This window comes from Pseudomonas sp. Irchel s3h9 (assembly GCF_900187475.1).
Classification (GTDB): domain Bacteria; phylum Pseudomonadota; class Gammaproteobacteria; order Pseudomonadales; family Pseudomonadaceae; genus Aquipseudomonas; species Aquipseudomonas neuropathica.
Genome location: NZ_FYDH01000009.1, coordinates 55589 through 74940 on the forward strand (window position 1 = coordinate 55589; position 19352 = coordinate 74940).

Genomic DNA, 19352 nt, shown 5'->3' on the forward strand with positions numbered 1-19352 from the left:
TGTGAAGACCCGGATCCCCTGTAGGAGTGAGCCTGCTTGCGAATGCAACACTGCAGATCTTCGGCTGAACCTGCAATCTGTCGATCTAATACACTTGCTGAAACGTTTCCGCAGCGCTATAAAAATGACACAACTCCAATAAAGGCTGCTGCCATGACCCCGCTCAAACTCGCCGTCGCCCTCGGCGCATTCTCTGCTGCTTCCCACGCCATGGCCTGGGATTACGTCCTCCTCGATACCAACAAGCCCGCACAAAACTGGACCATCACCAGTGAGCAACTTGGCGTGAAAACCGCCAAACCCTTCTCCGTGAGCCTGCGTACCTTGCACGGTGGGCGGCAGGAAGGCGTCAGCATCGTTGATATCGATAACGGCACAATGAAACTCTCGGTGGTGCCAACCCGAGGCATGAATGTCTTGCAAGCCTCTGTCGGCAGTGTGCGCATGGGGTGGGATTCGCCGGTCAAGGACGTGGTCAACCCGGCGTTCATCGAACTCAACGGACGCGGTGGGCTGGGCTGGCTGGAAGGTTTCAACGAGCTGGTGACCCGCTGCGGGTACGAATGGGTCGGCCATCCAGGCATGGACAATGGCGAACTGCTGACCCTGCACGGACGCGCTGCCAACATCCCGGCCAGTACCGTCACGCTGCACATCGACGAAAAACCGCCTTATGCCATCAGTCTGCGCGGCGAGCTGAAAGAGCAAGCCTTCAAGAAAGTCGACTTTTCGGTGGTCACGGAACTGGTCACCGAGTCTGGCAGCGTGCGCTTTGCACTCAACGATACGCTGACCAACAACGGCGACTATCCAAAGGAATACCAGGCGCTGTACCACAGCAATTTCAGCACGCCGTTCCTCGAGCAGGGCGCACGTTTTGCTGCACCGGTTAAACAGGTCTCGCCGTTCAACGACAAGGCCAAGGGCGATCTGGCTGACTGGCAGACTTATCGCGCACCGACCAAGGACTACGACGAAACCGTCTACAACGTCGTGCCCTATGCCGACGCCAAAGGCGAAACCCTGACTGTTCTGCATAACAAGGCGGGCAGCCTCGGTGTTTCTGTTGGCTTCAATACCCAGCAGTTGCCGGTGTTCTCTCTGTGGAAAAACACCGATACGCAAGGGCAGGGCTATGTCACGGGACTGGAGCCGGGCACCAGTTTTTCTTACAACCGCCGCTATCAGCGTCCGCTGAATCTGGTGCCGACCATTGCACCGAAAGAACACAAACAGTTCCAGATCAGCTACAGCCTGCTCGCGGACAAAGGTGCTGTGGATAAGGCCTTGAAGCGTGTGACCGAGATTCAGGCGGGGCGCGAGACCGAAGTGCGGCAGACGCCGTTGGTGGATCTGACCGAGCATTAAGGTGTCGCCGGCCGATATTGCAGCGCCTCGGCCAAGTGTTCGCGTTTGATTGCATCGACTTGCTCAAGGTCTGCCAGAGTGCGGGCGACCTTGAGTAGCCGGTGTGCTGAGCGCAGCGATAACGTCAGCCGTTCACACGCTGATTCCAGCCATTTCTCATCGGCTGTGGATAACTTGCAGTGTTTTTTCAGTCCTGGCAGATCGAGAAACGCGTTGGCGCAGCCTTGACGCTTTTGCTGTCGCTCGCGTGCCTCGGCCACCAATGCCGCAGCGCTGGCGCTGTCCTCGCCGGGTTTAATCGCAGGATTCAGCGCCGTGGCTTCCCGCGCCACTGTAAGGTGCAAATCGATCCGATCCAGCAGCGGCCCTGACAACTTGTTGCGGTAGCGTTGAACCATGTCCGGAGTGCAGGAGCACTTGCCGCTGGGCTCGCCAAGATATCCACAGGGGCAGGGATTCATCGCTGCGACCAACTGGAATCGTGCCGGAAAACGTACGCGATCCTTGGCTCGGGCGATCACGATGAATCCCGACTCCAAAGGCTCCCGTAAAACCTCCAGAACCTTGCGATCAAACTCCGGCAACTCATCGAGAAACAGCACACCATGGTGGGCGAGGGTGATTTCGCCGGGCTGCGGCTTCGAGCTGCCACCAACGAGTGCCGGCCCGGATGCCGAGTGGTGCGGTTGACGAAAGGGACGCTGCGGCCAATGGGTCAGCGGCGCGCCACTGGCGACCGACTGAATCGCCGCCACCTCTAGCGCTTCACTCTCGGCCAGCGGCGGCAACAGCCCCGGCAGGCGACTCGCCAACAATGTCTTACCCGTCCCAGGCGGCCCGCTGAACAGCAAGTTATGGGCGCCCGCAGCAGCAATCAGCAGCGCTCGTTTCGCCGCCACTTGCCCCTGCACTTCATTCAAGTCGGGATAAGGCTTGCTGGCATGCATCAACCCGTCTGATACATAGGGCTCAACCGGCGTATGCCCATTGAAATGCGCCACCGCCTCCAGCAAATGATCCACCGCAAACACCTTCAACCCCGAAGCCAGGCACGCCTCCTCGGCATTCGCCCGCGGCACCACCAGCGCACGACCCGCCTTGCGCGCCGCAAGTGCTGCCGGCAACACGCCACGCACCGCTCGTACGGCGCCGGACAACGCCAACTCACCCAGACATTCCACATCATCCAGCGTCAGACACGGCACTTGCACACTCGCCGACAGAATCCCCAAGGCAATCGCCAGATCAAACCGCCCGCCATCCTTTGGCAGATCCGCCGGCGCCAGATTCAAAGTGATCCGCCGCGCCGGAAACTGCAGCCCGGAATTGATGATCGCGCTGCGCACCCGATCCTTGCTCTCCTTCACCGCCGCCTCGGGCAGGCCGACCATGGTCAGCGACGGCAGACCGTTGGCCAGATGGACTTCGACGGTGACAGCGGGGGCTTCCACGCCTATCTGGGCGCGACTGTGGACGATGGAGAGGGACATGGTCGTTCCTTGAGCTGAATCGGGGAGCCGCTTCCTGCGGGTTTTTGAAGGGTAGTTGGGAGAAGACGCTTAAGCGGGTCGAGCGGAGCGCGAAAATTTCTCAGGATGTTGCTGGAACAAGTCGCAAGGAATCTATCCAGTACTGCAAGCGGACATGCGAGTTGTTTGTGTAGGAAAAAGCAACGGATTCGGTGAGGACCGAGCCGCGTGAGTAGTCCATTTCTGAGAGTCTTGAAAGAACACCCAAATCACAAGATGGACTGTTTGCTTTGATGATTTCCGCGAATACACTCAAGATTAATGCATAACGTTAAGCTTTAAATTATGATCGTTAGCTTCGGATGTTCTGAAACCGAATACCTGTTCCGCAGCGGTAAAACCCGTTTCTGGTCAGCCATATTGAGTGTCGCGGAACGCAAGCTGACGATGCTTGATGCGGCAGCGGCATTAGCTGATCTCCGGTCTCCTCCGGGAAATCGGCTCGAAGCTCTGGAAGGAGATCGAAAAGGGCAATTCAGCATTCGGATCAACGCCCAATGGCGAATTTGCTTCGTTTGGGGGCTTAATGGCCCTGAGGGTGTGGAAATCGTCGATTATCACTGAGGTGACTATGACTAAGAATGGTATGCGTCCGGTTCATCCCGGTGAGATCCTCAAAGAGGAATACCTGGAGCCTTTGAGCCTTACAGCAGCTGCGTTGGCGAGAGCACTAAATGTGTCGACTCCGACGGTGAACGATATTGTTCTACGGCGGCGAGGTGTCAGCGCTGATATGGCGTTAAGGCTTTCTATCTGCCTGGACACCACCCCTGAATTTTGGCTGAACCTGCAATCGGCTTACGATTTGCGAAAAGCTGAAATTGAGAAAGGAGCTTCCATCCGTGATCAAGTTGAACGGCTGGCACATTGCGCTTGAATCCGAATTCAAGGTCGGACGGTTGGGAGCTCAAGAGTTGCGGTAACTATTTCTCAGAGAACATTTGTAAGGCGTCCTTTGGACGCCTTTTTTTGCTATCTAGTCAAATTCACTGTCTTCTTCCAGCCAGCAGGCCACTTGGCTCAAGCTCTGGCCCACACGTCACGGCAACTTCAATAAACCTCAGTTGATTGGCTGAAGGGCGCACGCTCAAACTAAGCGTTTCTGCGCGCAGTTCAAAAATTTTAAGCAGCTTTGCTTTTCGCTTTTTTAGACTCATACGGACCTTGTGCTTTTGGCGTTTAGGTTGGGTATTCATATCAACTGCAATGCCTTTTTCCACCAAGAACCTGCTGTTCCTATCGGACGTTTTACCTGCTCTCGTTCCACCACCATCAACGGCACATCCTGCAACCGTATCCACAGTTGATTATTCCAATGCAACAAACTCAACGTCATGTCCGGCCAACTGAGCAAGCTGAGGTGTGGACGTTCGCTTGTGATGGGGTGTTGGGCGTCGCGCAGGGTGGGGATGACTTGGTGGGTGAGCCATTCGCGCAGGGCTCGGTATTCGGGGCAGTAGTGGTAGACGAGGAGGGCGTAGATGCCGGATTCGCTGATCAGCAGGGCGTTTTCGATTTGATTGTGGATCAGGGTTTTGCTGGTCTGGTATTGGTCGGGGTCGAGTTTTCGCAGCATGCGTTCGTTGAGGTAGATGTGCAGCAGGCGGCTCAGGTCTCGGGCGCAGAACCAGGGTTGGTTCTGGATGAGGAGGGCGTGGAGGGGGAGTTTGTGGCGGGTGAAGATGTGCGGGCTTAGATAAGTCTCTTCTTGATTCATGGAGCAGTTCCTCTTGCTTAAGGGGCTGCCCTCAATCGTCGCCAAACGATTGGGTGGCAGTTGTACGCGGGTTGGCGAACCGGAGCAAAAGGAACCCGGCAGACCCGAAGGTCTCCCACGCACAACCGCCATGAAACGATGTGGCGGTAAATGTAGCCGCCATCATGGTTGTCGTGCGCCTTAAGCTGTTCGGGTCGCCAAACCCGGTGCTGAACATTCAGCATCGGGTGAGCTTAGAAACCTGGGCTTTTCGGCGCAATCGGACGGCGGTGGTGCAGGTTGTAGGACGTTGCCGGGATGGTTGAAGGGCTGGAGATCAAAAGATCGCAGCCTTCGGCAGCTCCTACAGGGGGCGCGGATTATTCAGCGGACGGCGTCAGCTTCGCTTCCATCTCGGCAACTTTGGCTTCGAGGCTTTCAAGTCGAGCGCGAGTACGCGCCAACACAACCATCTGACTATCAAATTCTTCACGGCTCACCAGGTCGAGTTTGCTGAACGCACTCTGCAGCAGCATCTTGAACTGGCTTTCGATTTCGGCTTTTGGCAGCGGGGTGTCGCCGTTGAACAGGCGGGAGGCGGTGCCGCTCAGGGCGTCGAGGAAGTCTTTGGGCGCGAGCATGGTGGATGTCCTGGAAACAATGGCCGGCAGTGTATCACGCAGTGTCTATAGTCAATCTCGTGGTCAGGGATGCACGCTTTTCGCGCAGGCGGACGGACGGCGACGCACCGTTGTTGTGCGTATCCGCTGTGCCTTCTGCACGGGATGGCTTGCGGCAGCGGCCAAGGGATTGAAATCAGGGGATTTTGGCGAGATGGCAAGGTTTCTGCTTAGTCACCTTCGACCCATGCACTGATGCAGTCGCTGTGACGAATGCAGTGCGGCAGACGGAGCGGGGAGTTTCGTCAGCAGCGGTTAGCTGGCGTCAGTCGGGCAGGTAAGGCCGACGATGCGTTACAAAGCCAGGCACTGCGCTTAGACTTGAGTCGGGTTTGTTTTCCTGGGGCAAGTCCACCAATTCGGGAGAGAGTTTCATGAAGCTAGTCACTGCCATCATCAAGCCGTTCAAGTTGGACGACGTGCGCGAGTCGCTGTCCGAAATCGGCGTGCAGGGCATTACCGTTACTGAAGTTAAAGGCTTCGGTCGGCAGAAGGGTCACACCGAGCTGTATCGCGGCGCGGAATATGTGGTCGATTTTCTGCCCAAGGTGAAAATCGACGTGGCCATCGACGACAAGGATCTGGATCGGGTTATCGAGGCGATAACCAAAGCGGCCAACACCGGCAAGATCGGTGACGGCAAGATCTTCGTGGTCAATCTGGAACAGGCGATCCGCATCCGTACCGGCGAAACCGATACCGACGCGATCTAAGCGCCGCCACAAACCCCAACGCCCCAGGAGAAAACAATATGACTCTGCGTAAATTCGCAGGGCTAGGAGCCCTGTTGTCCATCGTAATGCCAAGCCTTGCAATGGCGGCAGACGAAGTGGCGGCCCCGGTCCTCAATTCCGGCGACACTGCCTGGATGCTCACCTCGACAGCCCTCGTGCTGTTCATGACCATCCCCGGCCTGGCACTGTTCTACGGCGGCATGGTTCGCTCGAAAAACATTCTTTCCGTGATGATGCAGTGCTTCGCCATTACCGGTCTGATCAGCATCTTGTGGGTCATTTATGGCTACAGCATTGCGTTCGACACCACCGGCATGGAGCAGGGCGTCGTCAACTTCAACTCGTTCTTCGGCGGCATGGGCAAGGCGTTCCTCGCCGGTGTCACGCCTTCGAGCCTGACCGGCCCAGCGGCTTTGTTCCCTGAGGCGGTGTTCATCACCTTCCAGATGACCTTCGCGATCATCACCCCGGCGCTGATCGTCGGTGCGTTCGCTGAGCGGATGAAGTTCTCCGCGATGCTGATCTTCATGGCTATCTGGTTCACCCTGGTTTATGCACCGATCGCGCACATGGTCTGGTCCGGCAACGGCGGCCTGATGTGGGACTGGGGCGTGCTCGACTTCGCCGGCGGCACCGTGGTGCACATCAACGCCGGTGTGGCTGGTCTGATTGCCTGCCTGGTATTGGGCAAGCGCAAAGGCTTCCCGACCACCCCGATGGCGCCGCACAACCTCGGTTACACCCTGATGGGCGCGGCGATGCTGTGGGTCGGCTGGTTCGGCTTCAACGCCGGCTCCGCTGCAGCGGCCAACGGCACTGCCGGCATGGCGATGCTGGTCACTCAGATTGCTACCGCTGCTGCGGCACTGGGCTGGATGTTTGCCGAGTGGGTCACCCACGGCAAGCCAAGCGCACTGGGTATCGCATCGGGTGTGGTTGCCGGTCTGGTAGCGATTACTCCGGCTGCTGGCACCGTGGGCCCGATGGGCGCACTGGTGATTGGTCTGGCCGCAGGCGTGGTGTGCTTCTTCTGCGCCACAACCCTGAAACGCAAACTCGGTTATGACGATTCCCTGGACGCGTTCGGCGTGCACGGTATCGGCGGTATCCTCGGCGCGATCCTCACCGGTGTGTTCGCTGCGCCGGCGCTGGGTGGCTTCGGCACCGTTACCGATATCGGTGCGCAAGTCTGGATTCAGGTCAAAGGCGTGGGCTTCACGGTGATCTACACCGCGATCGTCACCTTCATCATCCTCAAGGTCCTGGACGCCGTCATGGGTCTGCGTGTGACCGAGGAAGAAGAGTCGGTGGGCCTCGATCTGGCACAACACAACGAACGCGGCTACAACCTGTAAGTACGCGCACTAAAAAACTTGCCCGGTTCGCCGGGCATTTTTTTGTCTGGAATTTGTCGCAGAGAGAATAGCTGAAAGGATTTTTCGTACGGCTTTGGTCGTGTTTACGACGAGCGTTTTTCTGCGGCCAATGGCTTACATCATTGCAGGAATATTAGGGCCTTTGTTTTTTCCCAGAGCGCGCTAGAATGCGCCCCGAACGTGCGGAGAACTGTATGTGGCAACAGACTCTGATAACCCTGCGGGCGCGGCCCCGGGGCTTTCATCTGGTAACGGACGAGTTACTCGCCGGGCTGCCTGAACTCAGGCAGTGTCGGGTCGGTCTGTTGCATTTGTGGCTGCAGCATACCTCGGCGTCGTTGACCATCAACGAGAACGCCGATCCGGCGGTACGTCGCGACTTCGAACGATTTTTCAATCGTCTGATCCCACAAGGAACAGACGGCTATGAGCATAACGACGAAGGCCTGGACGACCTCCCGGCGCACTTCAAGGCCAGCGTGCTTGGCTGCCAGATCAGTCTGCCGGTTTCGGCAGGTCGCCTGGCACTGGGAACCTGGCAAGGCGTTTATCTGGGCGAGCACCGTGATCATGGCGGTGCCCGAAAAGTCCTCGCCACCTTGCACGGTGAAGGGGCGTAAACCGTTGGTCATCAATGGTTACTGATTTTTTAACGGCGACTTTCGACAGTTGCCAAAGCTGGTCTATAACTAATCTGCTTTTCGCAAGTCATGAGGTAGAACATGAGCGACGATGATCTGGAAAACGACGACCTCGAAGTAGGCGACGAAGACGAGGCCGAGGAAGGTCTGGAAGCAGTAGCGGACGACGCTGCTGAAGACGATGGCGGCGATACGCCGGCCCCGGCTGCCAAAGGCAAAGCCAAGGCTGCGGTGTCGGTAGATGAGTTGCCGAGCATTGAAGCCAAGAACAAGGACCGCGACGCCCTGGCCAAGGCCATGGAAGAGTTCCTGTCGCGTGGCGGCAAGGTTCAGGAAGTGGAGGCCAACGTGGTCGCCGATCCTCCGAAAAAGCCGGACAACAAGTACGGCAGCCGCCCTATCTGAGGCGTGCCGCTGGCTTGCTGAAAAGGCCCGCCGTCGCTGCGGGCTTTTTCATGGGCGAAAGAAAAATTTGAAGGCGATGCAGACCCTGTGGGAGCTGGCTTGCCAGCGATGGCGGCCTGTCAGACAACATTGATGTTGAATGTGCTGGCCTCATCGCTGGCAAGCCAGCTCCCACAGGGAATGATGGAAATCAGGGTCAGTGTTGGGCATTCCAGCGTGCAAGAACGGCAGGCAAATCGCTCAGGCTACGAATCTCGGCATCCGGCAGACGATCCGCTTCCCAGACTTTCCCCGCCGGGTTGAACCAGATCGCCCGCAACCCGGCCTGCTGCGCGCCGGCAATATCATCGCCCGGATGATCACCAATATGCACGGCAGTTTCGGCTGTAGCACCACCACGCTGCAACGCCTCATGAAACAACCGGGCATCCGGTTTGGCAATGCCGATGTCTTCCGCGCACAACGCAAACTTGAAGTAGTCCGCCAAACCCAGCCGACGCACATCGGCATTGCCATTGGTGACTACGCCAAGCGAGTAATGATTGGCGAGAATCTCCAGTACTGGTTCGACTTCAGGGAACACTTCGATCTGATGCCGAGCATGCAGAAACACTTCAAAACTCTTGTCCGCCAGCGTCGACGCCTCGTCATGGGCGTACCCGGCTTCTTCCAGTGCATGGAACAACACCCGCCGGCGCAGCGCGCTGATGCGATGTTTTAGCCCCGGCTCATTGGCCAGCACCCGCTCACGAATCCCCCACAAATGCTCCACCGGCACCGCACCCAGATTCGGCGCATGTTCGCTCAGCCATTCGCGCAATATCGCTTCGGCGCTGACGATCACCGGAGCGGTGTCCCACAAGGTGTCGTCAAGGTCGAAGGTGATCAACTGGATGCTCATGAATCATCGCCTTTCATGCGTTTGGCCCGGGGGTGGGCGCTGTCGTAGACCGCCGCCAGGTGCTGGAAGTCCAGGTGGGTGTAGATCTGCGTGGTCTTGATGTCCGAGTGGCCGAGCAATTCCTGCACCGCGCGCAGATCCTGCGAGGATTCGAGCAGGTGGCTGGCGAAGGAGTGGCGCAGCATGTGCGGGTGCAAGTTCTGCCCCAGTTCGCGTTCGCCGGCGAGTTTCACTCGCACCTGAATCGCCCGTGGACCGAGGCGTCGGCCTTGCTGGCTGACGAATACGGCGTCGTCTGCGGGGTTGGTCATGGCCCGCAGAGGCAGCCATTGTTCGAGGGCTTCGCGGGCCTTTTTGCCCACCGGCAGCAGCCGGGTTTTACTGCCCTTGCCGAGGACTTGAACCATGCCATCGGCGAGGTCGAGTTGATCGAGATTGAGTCCGGTCAGTTCGGAAAGGCGCAGGCCGGAAGAATAGAACAACTCAAGAATCGCCTGATCGCGCCGCGCGAGAAAATCATCCTCGACCGCCCCTTCAAGCAGTTGCAGTGCGCGATCAGTATCGAGGGTTTTCGGCAGTCGGCGCTCGCCTTTTGGCGGTGCCAGACCCGTCGCCGGGTCGTGGTCGCAAAGACCTTCGCGATTCAGATAGTGATAGAGCCCGCGTACTGCCGAGAGCAGCCGCGCGAGGCTGCGCGAGGATTGCCCCTGCGCATGCAGACGGGCGATCAGGCTGCGCAGGCGCTGAATGTCCAGCGCCGCCCAGCTGCCGATGTTCTGTTTGACGCACCAGCCAAGGACTTTATCGAGGTCGCGGCGATAGGCCGAGAGCGTGTGCGGCGACACCTGTCGCTCACTGCGCAGGTGTTCGCAGTAAGCGTCCAGTTGCCGTTCCATGCTCAGCGTACCGAGCGCAGGGAGCTATTGACCCGTGGCAGCACACGGCCCATGACTTCGGCGATGTAGCTGAGGAACAGCGTGCCGACCGAACTCTTGTAGTGCTGCGGGTCACGGCTGGCGATCGCCAGAATGCCGTGGATGCCTTGATGGCTGACCGCGACGACGGCAGTGGAGCCGATCTGCTTGCGTTGTTCTTCGCCGAAGAGGAAGTCCAGTTCATGCTCACGCAGGCTGCCGCTGACGCTTTTGCCTTCGGTAAGCAAGCCGCCGATGGCGACTTGGGCGTCAGCGTGAGTGACCCAGCGACCGACCGGCGCCGGGTTGTCACCGAGCAGGATCAGGCTGACAAAGGGCACCTGAAAATCCTGGCGCAGGCTGTCTTCGACGCTGATCACCACGTCTTCGAGGCTGGCGGCGTCCATAAGGGACAGTATGAGACGGCGGGTCTTGTCGAACAGGCGATCGTTGTCGCGGGCGACGTCCATCAACTGCGAGAGGCGATGGCGCATCTCGATGTTGCGGTCGCGCAGAATGGTCATCTGCCGCTCGACCAGCGAAACGGTATCGCCACGCTGGTGGGGAATACGCAGGGCGGGCAGCAGTTCTTCGTGCTCGACGAAGAAGTCCGGATGAGCCTCGAGGTATGCGGCAACCGCTGCCGCCTCCAGGCTCTCGGACGCTGATTCGTCGGACTGTCGGGCGGGTACCTGAGGCTTATCGGTCATGATTTCTGCTCACTCAAAGACGTACTTGTCCTTCGTATACACGCACTGCCGGACCGGTCATCAGCACCGGTTGGCCAGGGCCTGCCCATTCAATGGACAGACGCCCGCCGGGCAGGTCGATCAATAGCGGCGAATCCATCCACCCCTGGCTGATCGCAGCGACAGCCGCTGCACAGGCGCCGGTACCGCAGGCTTGGGTTTCCCCGGCACCGCGTTCCCACACGCGCAACTGCGCACGGTTACGGTCGATGACCTGGAGAAAACCGACATTCACTCGCGCGGGGAAGCGCGGATGGTGTTCGATTTTCGGCCCCAGCTCATGCACCGGTGCACTGTTGATGTCCTGCACGCGCAACACGGCGTGCGGGTTGCCCATCGACACTGCGGCCAGTTCGACCGTGGTGCCGTCGACTTCCAGCTGATAGCTGGTCGCTTGCGCTGGCGCTTCGAACGGAATGTCCGCTGGCACCAGACGCGGGGCGCCCATGTTCACGCCGATCTGGCCGTCGTTACGCACGTCCAGTTCGATGATGCCGCCCTTGGTCTCGACGCGAATCTGCCGTTTGGCGGTCAGACGCTTGTCGAGCACGAAGCGTGCAAAGCAGCGCGCACCGTTGCCGCACTGCTCGACTTCCGAGCCATCGGAATTGAAGATCCGGTAACGGAAATCCACGTCCGGATTGCTCGGAGCCTCAACGATCAGCAACTGGTCGAAACCGATGCCGGTGTGGCGGTCGCCCCACTGCTTGGCGTGCTTTGGCTGAATATGCGCGTGCTGGCTGACCAGGTCGAGAACCATGAAGTCATTGCCCAAGCCGTGCATTTTAGTAAAACGCAGCAGCATGGGTTACTCCGGCAGCAGGCTTTCGCCGGCAAACAGCTCGGCCACGGTTTCGCGGCGGCGCACTTCAAAAACCTGAGCACCGTCTACCAACACTTCGGCAGCACGGCCACGGGTGTTGTAGTTGGAACTCATCACAAAACCGTAGGCACCGGCCGAATGCACGGCCAGCAGATCGCCTTCGGCCAGGGCCAATTCACGGTCCTTGGCGAGGAAGTCACCGGTTTCGCAGATCGGGCCGACGATGTCGTATTTGCGCGCAGCGGTGTCACGCGGTTTGACCGCGGTGACGTCCATCCACGCCTGATACAGCGCCGGGCGGATCAGGTCGTTCATCGCCGCGTCGACGATGGCGAAGTCCTTATGTTCGGTGTGCTTGAGGTACTCGACCTGCGTCAGCAGCACGCCGGCATTGGCGACGATGAAACGGCCCGGCTCGAACACCAGCGCCAGGTCACGTCCGTTCAAGCGCTCGCGCACAGCCTTGATGTAGTCGGCAGCCAATGGCGGCTCTTCATCGCGATAGCGCACGCCCAAACCACCACCGAGATCGATGTGGCGCAGGTGAATGCCGCAGTCGCCCAGACGGTCGACCAGATCCAGCAGGCGATCGAGCGCATCAAGGAACGGTGGCAGGGTGGTCAGTTGCGAACCGATGTGGCAGTCGACACCGACCACTTCCAGGTTCGGCAGATGCGCGGCGCGCACGTACACGTCTTCGGCGTCGGCGATGGCGATGCCGAACTTGTTCTCTTTGAGACCGGTAGAAATGTACGGGTGGGTGCCGGCATCGACGTCCGGGTTCACGCGCAGCGAAACCGGGGCGCGAACGCCCAGCTCGGCGGCGACCACTTGCAGGCGCTCCAGCTCGTCGGTGGATTCGACGTTGAAGCAGTGCACGCCGACTTCGAGGGCGCGACGCATGTCGTCACGGGTCTTGCCGACACCGGAGAAGACGATCTTGTCAGCGCTGCCGCCAGCGGCCAGAACGCGTTCCAGCTCGCCACGGGAAACGATGTCGAAACCGGCACCGAGACGGGCCAGGACATTCAGTACGCCGAGGTTGGAGTTGGCCTTGACCGCAAAGCAGACCAGGTGCGGCATGCCGGCCAAAGCATCGGCGTAAGCCAGATACTGAGCTTCGATATGCGCGCGCGAGTACACATAAGTAGGCGTACCGAAACGATCGGCGATGGCGGACAGCGCCACACCTTCCGCGAACAGTTCCCCGCCACGGTAGTTAAAAGCGTCCATGGCGATCCCTTATTGGTAAACGTCGTGCTTATGTGCTTTGGACGGTTGCTTCTGCGAAGACTGGGCTTGCTCGGCCGGGTCCTGATCGTCATCCGGCAGGTACAGCGGGCCTTTTTGACCACAGGCCGAAACGAGGCAGGCAACCGCGACGAGCGCAGCAAGGGAAGAGATCAGGCGCTTCATGGCGAAATCCTTGAAAATGCGTTAATTGCGCCGGAGTATACCGGCCACCCGGCGGCTTGCCTATGTGATGGCCTTCCCGTCCGGCGGGGCTTGCCCGTGAGCACTGGTAACCCTGTGTGAGCGAGCCTGCTCGCGATGGCGGTGTGTCAGGCAACAATAATGTTGAATGTGCCGGCCATTCGCGAGCAGGCTCGCTCCCACAGGGTTGGGTGTTCGATGCCCTGACCGGTGCTTGGTCGTTAATCTTTGCAATCGGCCGGCAGCGTCCGTATCTTTCGGCGCTTGAGCCTGATCAGACATTTTTTGAGGTTGCCGCAATGAGTTTGTCCGAAGCCCGTTTCCACGATCTGGTCGACGAAACCCAGGAAAAACTGGAAGACATCTTTGACGAGAGCGACCTGGACATCGATCTGGAAAGTTCGGCCGGTGTGCTGACCGTCAAGTTCGAAAACGGCTCGCAGCTGATCTTCAGCCGCCAGGAGCCGCTGCGTCAGCTGTGGCTGGCAGCGGTGTCCGGTGGTTTCCACTTCGATTACGACGAAGAAAGCGAGCGCTGGATGTGCGACAAGAGCGAAGAGCAACTGGGCGAAATGCTAGAGCGCATCGTCAAGCAGCAGGCTGGCGCTGAATTCGATTTCGAAGGTCTGTGATTCCGTGACTGACACCGCTCCCGTTCGTCCACCGAAGCCGCTGTACAGCAACATCAGCCCGGCCGTGCCTTCGCCGTGCAGCGGCGTTTGCCGATTGGATGAGCAGAAGGTCTGCCTCGGCTGCTTCCGCCATGTCGAAGACATTCGCGAATGGCGCTCGGCAGACGATGACCGGCGACGTGTGATTTGCGCGCAGGCGTCGCAGCGCAAACAGTGCGGCGGGGCGTGACTTGTATATTTTTTGAGCTGTGATAGTGTCCGAACACGCCTCAACCCATCGAGGCCTGGTGAAAACCCCGTCTTTTTTGGCGGGGTTTTGCTTTTTTTGTGTGCAGAAGAAAGGAGTCTGCCCGGATCATGACCGCACCTTCCATCACCCTTACCCGTCTGGACGTGCAACGTCTGGAGCGCCTGATCGACAGCCTGGATGACACGCTGCCGGGCGTGATTGCGCTGCAAACCGAGCTGGATCGCGCCGACACCGTGGTCGGTCACGATGAAGTGCCCGCCGATGTCGTGACGATGAATTCCCGTGTGCATTGCCGCGAAGAAGGCAGTGGCAAGGATTACCACCTGACGCTGGTCTATCCGAAGGACGCCAACGCCGATGAAGGCAAGATCTCGATCCTGGCTCCGGTCGGCAGCGCGTTGCTGGGCCTGAAAGTCGGTCAGCACATTGACTGGCCGGCACCCGGTGGCAAGACCCTCAAACTGACTTTGCTGGAAGTCGAATCGCAACCGGCCAACGGTGGCGCGTTTCCCGAGTAACCCGCCTCAGACCTGTTCGAGTGCCTCGTTCAGGGCGCGCTCCAGATCAGCCTTGTAGCGCAGATACAGATTGCTTGAACTCTGCCCGTCACCGAGCAGGCCCGAAAGGTCGAGGTCGGTGATGTAGCAGCGATAGCGTTCGCTCTCGCGGCGCTGCTCGACGATCTCCCGGGCGACCACGCTGAACAGCTGGTCGCCATGTTCCAGTTCGCTGAATTCCCGTTGATTGCAATACAGGGTGACCTGCACTTCGCCCGGTGCGGCTTTGCCGACGATCGCTTGCACGTCGTAGAACGGCTTGTTCACTGGCGTCTGCGGTGCCGGCCGCGCTTCGACCCGGCGCGCGCGCCCCGGACCTGAAGGCAATAGCTGGTAATACAAAGTGTCGAGACGGCCGTCGGGACCGGCGTCCATCGGCAGCACGGCTTCGCGGCGAAACAGAATCGATTGCAGGAAGCGCTGCAACGGCACCAACAGACTCTGCTCGTCGTGATAGGGCAAATGTTGCTGCCACAGCGCGTTGAACTCATCCAGCACGTACAGCTCGGCCTGCTGCTCGGTGATCCGATAGAACACTTGAATGCACTCCGGCTGGCCCATCGGCAGGATCAGTGCAAGGTCGTGATCTTCCAGTGCCATGGGATCCAGGTGCAGCGGACTGTAACGCGGCTGTTCTTCGCCAAGGTAATCGTGCAGGGCCGGCAGGGTGGCAAGCGCCACATGGTTGACCTGGCCCGGCACCAATTCCAGCACGTGATAGTGCTGCTGCACCTGAATCAGGTAGCGATGGTTCAACTCGCTGAGCAACAGGTTCTGCGCGGTGTCGATGATTTCTTCAACGCGACGGGCAATGAACTGCGCGCGGTTGTGGCAGAAGCAGCGCACCTTCAATGACGGCTGCAACGGCCCGCGCGGCAGGTTGTTGAGGTAATCGCGTAGGCAGTCGAGCAGCGCATGCGGGCCGTCGAAGCGGTTGACCAGTACTTCGTTCCAGCTGTTGAGCGTGACCTGATCCAGCGTCAGCACGAGGTTTTCGCGCACTCCGGCGTAACTCAGCGAGTCGGTACGCTCGGTGGTCATCAGGATATTCAGGTCGCGGTGATGCTTGAGCGGGTCGACGCCGACGTTGACCAGAATCAGCACTTCGCTTGGCACCGCTGCACGCAGCAACGGTTCTTCCGCGACGGTGGGCAAGGGCAGGGCGATGCACTGTTGCAGGCTGCCGAGCAGGTTGAACAGCTCGAACTCGCTCAGGTCGCTGGTGCCGGGATGCAGGGCCAGGCGGGTGCTGCTGTCGATCACGCCGTTGCGGTGGCACCAGGTCAGCAGCTCCAGTAACTCGCGGCTGCGCTTGATCGGTGCGAAGTGTTCCCACTCCAGTGCGGTCAGGCTGCCGTTATACAAGCCCCACTGGGTTTGTCCCGGTTCCTTCTTGTTGCGCGACTGCACCAGGGTCAGGGTGTCTTCGGCCAGATCCGGGGCGATGCCGGGGTTGATGAACTCGACCTTGTCGGCCTTGCGTTCGAAGGCTGCGTAGAGCCGGCGCCCCAGCACATTGAGATCGCGTTTATTGATCAGGCTGACGGTTTGTTCTGTGCGGGCGAACTGGGTCAGGAAGCGGTAGCTGTAGTTCAGCTCATTGACCAGTGCGCGACGCTCGGCGCTGACCTGGCGGACTTTCCACTGGCTGCGGCTGTCGAGCAGCGTCAGTTGTCGCTGATCCCAATGCCATTCGCTGGCCAGTCGTTCCAGCAACGTGCGTTGCCAGCTCTGGGTGCGGCTGTTGCCAGTGAGCTTGCGGTTGACCTTCAGGTACAGCGCGCGGCGCACCAGTTCCAGCCGCTCCGGCTCGTTGCGCGCGGTGAGGTATTCCTCGATACGCCGGTACACGACCATGTACGGATCCAGTTCATCCAGATCCAGCTGATTGGCGAACACGGCTTTTTTGAAGCGCAGGCTCAGGCACTGCACCTGCGGGTGTTCGCTGGCGTAGACCTCGGTCAGCAGCAGCTTGAGCACCGATTTATAGGGTGACTCGATGCCCTTGAACAACTGCCACAATCCGGCACCGATGAACTCGCCCGGCGGAATCCGCGCCAGATGACCAAGGTCGAGGGTTTCGTCGGCGCGGATAAAGCGCTTGGACAGCAGGGTATGGGTGTAAAGGTCGTAGGCGGTTTCTTCGTAAACCGGCACCAGCCACCAGATCGGTGTGCGCCCTGCCAGCCAGATTGCAGTGCGATAAAACTCGTCGAGCAGCAGATAGTGCTGAGTGCTGCCGCAGTTTTCCGAGCTGAGCTGGGTGTCGCGTTCGCCTTTGACGAAGCGCTCCGGGTCGATCAGGAAAAAATGCGCTTCGGCGCCCTGACTCGCCGCCCAGGCTTCCAGCAGCTGGCATTTTTTGCGCAGTTCGGCAAGCTCGCTTTCGTTCAAGTCCGGCGCGTGGCAGACCCACACGTCCATGTCACTCTGATCGGCTTGCGCCAGCGTACCAAGGCTGCCCATCAGGAACAGGCCGTGAATCGGTCGCGGCGGATTGCTGCCGTGACGCGGTTTGTACGAAAACGAACGAGTCAGACGCTGTGCTTCGGTCAGCACGTTGGCGTCGGGCTCGTAATTCGACAGGCCGGCCGGCGTGCTGCCCGACACGTAGCCCGGCAGCAGCGGGTGATTAACATGAAAGAACAGCGGCAACAGCGTCAGTACGCTTTGCTGGCGTGTCGACAGCCCTTCAAGGGCACGACCGAGGCGGCCTTCATTGAGTTTGAGAAAACGCGCGCGCAGCTGGCTGAGTACCTTGCGGTCGATGCCTTCGTCCAGGTCGGGGCGGATTTCGTGGGTGCGCGTCATGTCAGCTCAAACCGGCTCGCAAGCTCGGACGAAGAGGGTCTCGGAATGGGAGGCAGTTTAGCCTTTGCGCAGCGGGACTTTTAAGCTGAATTTGTTTTTTGACGTCAGATTTCTATCGCGGATGGCCGGGCAAGCCCGCGGAAATCCCGTGGCAGGAGTTCCCGTGGGCGAAGTCAGGGGGAATCAGGCGGTTTCCTGCTCTCTCAGAATGGTCAGCACGGTTTGCACACTTTGTGCGGCATCGCGACCGAGGCTGGTCAGATACCCGCCATCGGGCTGGTCGGTCAGTTCTTTTTCAAAGAGGCGTTTGGCGGCGGCGATGTGTTTCGGGGCAGCGGTCTGATGAATTTTCAGACCTTCCTGGGAACTGTCCAGGTTGAAGAGTGCGAGGACTTCCAGTTCGGCAACCAACTCAGGGGTAAGCGACATAAGGACTCCAGACTTTCTAGGAATTGGACGACAGCGTCCCTAAGGTGAACCCGCTTTTGCGGCATGTCCAGTGCTCAGATCAGGGATTTTGTCTTGAGGCGGATTGCAGTGTAGTCGGGAGGCGGGAGTTGGCTGGATGGATGGGTGACAAATTGTGTGGGAGCGAGCCTGCTCGCGAAAGCGGTGTGTCATTTAGCGTTGTTTTTGCTGATGCACGGCATTCGCGAGCAGGCTCGCTCCCACAGGGGGATGTGTTTGGCTTACTGCTTTTCTGGCGGTAATTCCGGCAAGGCGCGCAGCGCCGCTTCGTACCATTCGGTATTGAACGCACGGTCTTCATCGAGCATCGCGTCGATTTCGTAAGCCAGCACGTGAGCCATCAGATTGAGGATTTCTTCGCGCTCGACACCCACCAGGGTCAGCTTGTTGAACGTCGCTTTGGCGGCCGGCGGATTGTCGCTTTTGATCTGGTTTTCGATGGCTTCGATCAACGTCGCTTCGGTGAACTCTTCTTCGTCGTTGTCATTGTCGATGTCTGTCGGCTCGCTCATGGCAGGCTCCTCATGGAAAGGCGCCAGTTTACCCGCATTCAGTGGCGTGATGCTGCTGGCGGGAAAGGCTTGAGCGATCTATAAACAGGCACTGCCCACCCCGCACGGCCTGGAGGCTATGTGATGTTCAAGCTCTACGGATTCTCAGTCAGCAACTACTACAACATGGTCAAACTGGCACTGCTGGAAAAAGGCCTGCCGTTCGAAGAGGTCACGTTCTACCCGACGCAGACACCGGAGTCTCTGGCCATCAGCCCGCGCGGCAAAGTGCCGGTGCTGGGTGTAGACGATGGTTTTATCAACGAAACCGCGATCATCCTCGAATACCTCGAACAGACCCAGAAAGGCACGCCGCTGCTGCCGAGCGATCCGTTCCAACGCGCGCAGGTGCTGGCGATTGCCAAGGAAATCGAGCTGTACATCGAGTTGCCGGGACGCGCTTGTTACGGCGAGGCGTTCTTCGGCATGACCCTGCCGGAGGCGATCAAGGAAAAGACCAAGACTGAATTGCAGCTGGGTTTCGCCGCGCTGGGACGACACGGAAAATTTTCTCCGTACGTGGCGGGCGACAGTATGAGCATTGCCGATTTGTATTTCCTCTACAGCGTGCCGCTGGCCTATGCGGTCGGGCAGAAGCTGTTCGGGATTGATTTGCTGGCGGAGATGCCGCAGGCGAAGGCGCTGCTGGAGCGGTTGGAGCAGAATCCGCATGTGCAGAAGATCGCGGCAGACAAGGAAGCTGCGATGCCGGCGTTTTTGGCGATGATCGCTGCCAAGAAGTGAGTTTTATAGCGCTCTGAAGGAAGCCTTCGCGAGCAGGCTCGCTCCCACATTTGGATTTTTGTTGAACACAAAATTTGTGGCCGACAAAA

Annotated in this window: 24 protein-coding genes; 11 read left to right on the plus strand and 13 right to left on the minus strand. The window is 59.1% G+C overall.

All coding sequences use genetic code 11. The annotated features are described in order from the left end of the window. Positions 1–153: 153 nt before the first annotated feature. Complete coding sequence (locus CKW26_RS16195; RefSeq protein WP_095049342.1) at positions 154–1368, plus strand: aldose 1-epimerase family protein; 1215 nt, start codon at positions 154–156, stop codon at positions 1366–1368. Here the strand turns inward: CKW26_RS16195 and CKW26_RS16200 are convergent. Then, positions 1365–2858 carry a YifB family Mg chelatase-like AAA ATPase gene (locus CKW26_RS16200; RefSeq protein ID WP_095049343.1) on the minus strand — a complete coding sequence of 498 codons (1494 nt, stop codon included), beginning with the start codon at positions 2856–2858 and terminating at the stop codon, positions 1365–1367. The genes CKW26_RS16195 and CKW26_RS16200 overlap by 4 nt on opposite strands. 324 nt (positions 2859–3182) lie before the next feature. Between CKW26_RS16200 and CKW26_RS16205 the strand changes: the two genes are divergently transcribed. Next, entirely contained in the window at positions 3183–3461 is a 279-nt protein-coding gene (locus CKW26_RS16205) for a type II toxin-antitoxin system RelE/ParE family toxin (RefSeq protein WP_095049344.1), read from the plus strand. A gap of 7 nt (positions 3462–3468) precedes the next feature. Beyond that, positions 3469–3774 (plus strand): HigA family addiction module antitoxin, encoded by a 306-nt coding sequence (locus CKW26_RS16210; protein ID WP_095049345.1) that lies wholly within the window; start codon positions 3469–3471, stop codon positions 3772–3774. 109 nt (positions 3775–3883) lie between these two features. Here CKW26_RS16210 and CKW26_RS16215 read toward each other — a convergent pair whose 3' ends face one another. The 3 genes from CKW26_RS16215 to CKW26_RS16225 form a co-directional block, all read right to left on the minus strand. Next, positions 3884–4117 carry a hypothetical protein gene (locus CKW26_RS16215; RefSeq protein ID WP_141231867.1) on the minus strand — a complete coding sequence of 78 codons (234 nt, stop codon included), beginning with the start codon at positions 4115–4117 and terminating at the stop codon, positions 3884–3886. After that, positions 4090–4614: a Bro-N domain-containing protein gene (locus CKW26_RS16220; RefSeq protein WP_095049347.1), complete on the minus strand. Its 525-nt coding sequence runs from the start codon at positions 4612–4614 to the stop codon at positions 4090–4092. The genes CKW26_RS16215 and CKW26_RS16220 overlap by 28 nt, the downstream gene beginning before the upstream one ends. 359 nt (positions 4615–4973) lie before the next feature. Continuing rightward, complete coding sequence (locus tag CKW26_RS16225; protein ID WP_095049348.1) at positions 4974–5234, minus strand: accessory factor UbiK family protein; 261 nt, start codon at positions 5232–5234, stop codon at positions 4974–4976. A 413-nt stretch (positions 5235–5647) separates the two neighbouring features. On the opposite strand from CKW26_RS16225, the gene glnK reads away from it, so the two are divergent. The 4 genes from glnK (at position 5648) to sutA (ending at position 8429) form a co-directional block, all read left to right on the plus strand. Further along, complete coding sequence (gene glnK, locus CKW26_RS16230) at positions 5648–5986, plus strand: P-II family nitrogen regulator (protein WP_002555808.1); 339 nt, start codon at positions 5648–5650, stop codon at positions 5984–5986. A gap of 38 nt (positions 5987–6024) precedes the next feature. After that, a complete protein-coding gene (locus tag CKW26_RS16235; RefSeq protein ID WP_038359173.1) occupies positions 6025–7362 on the plus strand; it encodes an ammonium transporter in 1338 nt (445 codons plus the stop codon). A 215-nt stretch (positions 7363–7577) separates the two neighbouring features. After that, positions 7578–8003 carry a secondary thiamine-phosphate synthase enzyme YjbQ gene (locus tag CKW26_RS16240; RefSeq protein ID WP_095049349.1) on the plus strand — a complete coding sequence of 142 codons (426 nt, stop codon included), beginning with the start codon at positions 7578–7580 and terminating at the stop codon, positions 8001–8003. Between the two features lie 102 nt (positions 8004–8105). Next, positions 8106–8429, plus strand: a complete 324-nt coding sequence (gene sutA, locus CKW26_RS16245) for a transcriptional regulator SutA (protein ID WP_095049350.1) — start codon at positions 8106–8108, stop codon at positions 8427–8429. 196 nt (positions 8430–8625) lie between these two features. Here sutA and CKW26_RS16250 read toward each other — a convergent pair whose 3' ends face one another. Genes CKW26_RS16250 through CKW26_RS16275 form a run of 6 tightly spaced genes read right to left on the minus strand, consistent with a single transcriptional unit; the run spans position 8626 to position 13232 of the window. Beyond that, on the minus strand, positions 8626–9330 hold the full coding sequence (locus CKW26_RS16250) for an HAD family hydrolase (RefSeq protein ID WP_095049351.1): 705 nt from the start codon (positions 9328–9330) through the stop codon (positions 8626–8628). Continuing rightward, entirely contained in the window at positions 9327–10226 is a 900-nt protein-coding gene (gene xerC / locus CKW26_RS16255) for a tyrosine recombinase XerC (RefSeq protein WP_007950060.1), read from the minus strand. Before xerC ends, CKW26_RS16250 begins: the two co-directional genes overlap by 4 nt. 2 nt (positions 10227–10228) lie before the next feature. After that, entirely contained in the window at positions 10229–10954 is a 726-nt protein-coding gene (locus CKW26_RS16260) for a DUF484 family protein (RefSeq protein WP_064116398.1), read from the minus strand. A gap of 13 nt (positions 10955–10967) precedes the next feature. Then, a complete protein-coding gene (dapF, locus tag CKW26_RS16265) occupies positions 10968–11798 on the minus strand; it encodes a diaminopimelate epimerase (protein WP_007911094.1) in 831 nt (276 codons plus the stop codon). A 3-nt stretch (positions 11799–11801) separates the two neighbouring features. Further along, positions 11802–13049, minus strand: a complete 1248-nt coding sequence (gene lysA / locus CKW26_RS16270) for a diaminopimelate decarboxylase (RefSeq protein ID WP_095049352.1) — start codon at positions 13047–13049, stop codon at positions 11802–11804. Between the two features lie 9 nt (positions 13050–13058). Further along, positions 13059–13232 carry a lipoprotein gene (locus CKW26_RS16275; protein WP_007911098.1) on the minus strand — a complete coding sequence of 58 codons (174 nt, stop codon included), beginning with the start codon at positions 13230–13232 and terminating at the stop codon, positions 13059–13061. Positions 13233–13549: 317 nt separating this feature from the next. Here CKW26_RS16275 and cyaY point away from each other — a divergent pair, with 317 nt between their 5' ends. The 3 genes from cyaY to rnk all read left to right on the plus strand — a co-directional run bounded on the left by cyaY (position 13550) and on the right by rnk (position 14650). Then, on the plus strand, positions 13550–13882 hold the full coding sequence (gene cyaY, locus CKW26_RS16280; RefSeq protein ID WP_077575013.1) for an iron donor protein CyaY: 333 nt from the start codon (positions 13550–13552) through the stop codon (positions 13880–13882). Between the two features lie 4 nt (positions 13883–13886). Then, positions 13887–14111, plus strand: a complete 225-nt coding sequence (locus CKW26_RS16285; RefSeq protein ID WP_093429716.1) for a DUF1289 domain-containing protein — start codon at positions 13887–13889, stop codon at positions 14109–14111. 128 nt (positions 14112–14239) lie between these two features. Next, positions 14240–14650, plus strand: coding sequence for a nucleoside diphosphate kinase regulator (gene rnk / locus CKW26_RS16290; RefSeq protein WP_007911103.1), 411 nt, complete (start codon positions 14240–14242; stop codon positions 14648–14650). 6 nt (positions 14651–14656) lie between these two features. On the opposite strand, the gene CKW26_RS16295 is transcribed toward rnk, so the two are convergent. The 3 genes from CKW26_RS16295 to CKW26_RS16305 form a co-directional block, all read right to left on the minus strand. Continuing rightward, positions 14657–17500 (minus strand): class I adenylate cyclase, encoded by a 2844-nt coding sequence (locus tag CKW26_RS16295; RefSeq protein WP_095049353.1) that lies wholly within the window; start codon positions 17498–17500, stop codon positions 14657–14659. 183 nt (positions 17501–17683) lie between these two features. Then, positions 17684–17929, minus strand: coding sequence for a TIGR02647 family protein (locus CKW26_RS16300; protein ID WP_047596728.1), 246 nt, complete (start codon positions 17927–17929; stop codon positions 17684–17686). A 260-nt stretch (positions 17930–18189) separates the two neighbouring features. Further along, positions 18190–18480 carry a hypothetical protein gene (locus CKW26_RS16305; protein WP_095049354.1) on the minus strand — a complete coding sequence of 97 codons (291 nt, stop codon included), beginning with the start codon at positions 18478–18480 and terminating at the stop codon, positions 18190–18192. Between the two features lie 123 nt (positions 18481–18603). On the opposite strand from CKW26_RS16305, the gene CKW26_RS16310 reads away from it, so the two are divergent. Continuing rightward, positions 18604–19263: a glutathione S-transferase family protein gene (locus CKW26_RS16310; protein ID WP_095049355.1), complete on the plus strand. Its 660-nt coding sequence runs from the start codon at positions 18604–18606 to the stop codon at positions 19261–19263. Positions 19264–19352 lie beyond the last annotated feature (89 nt).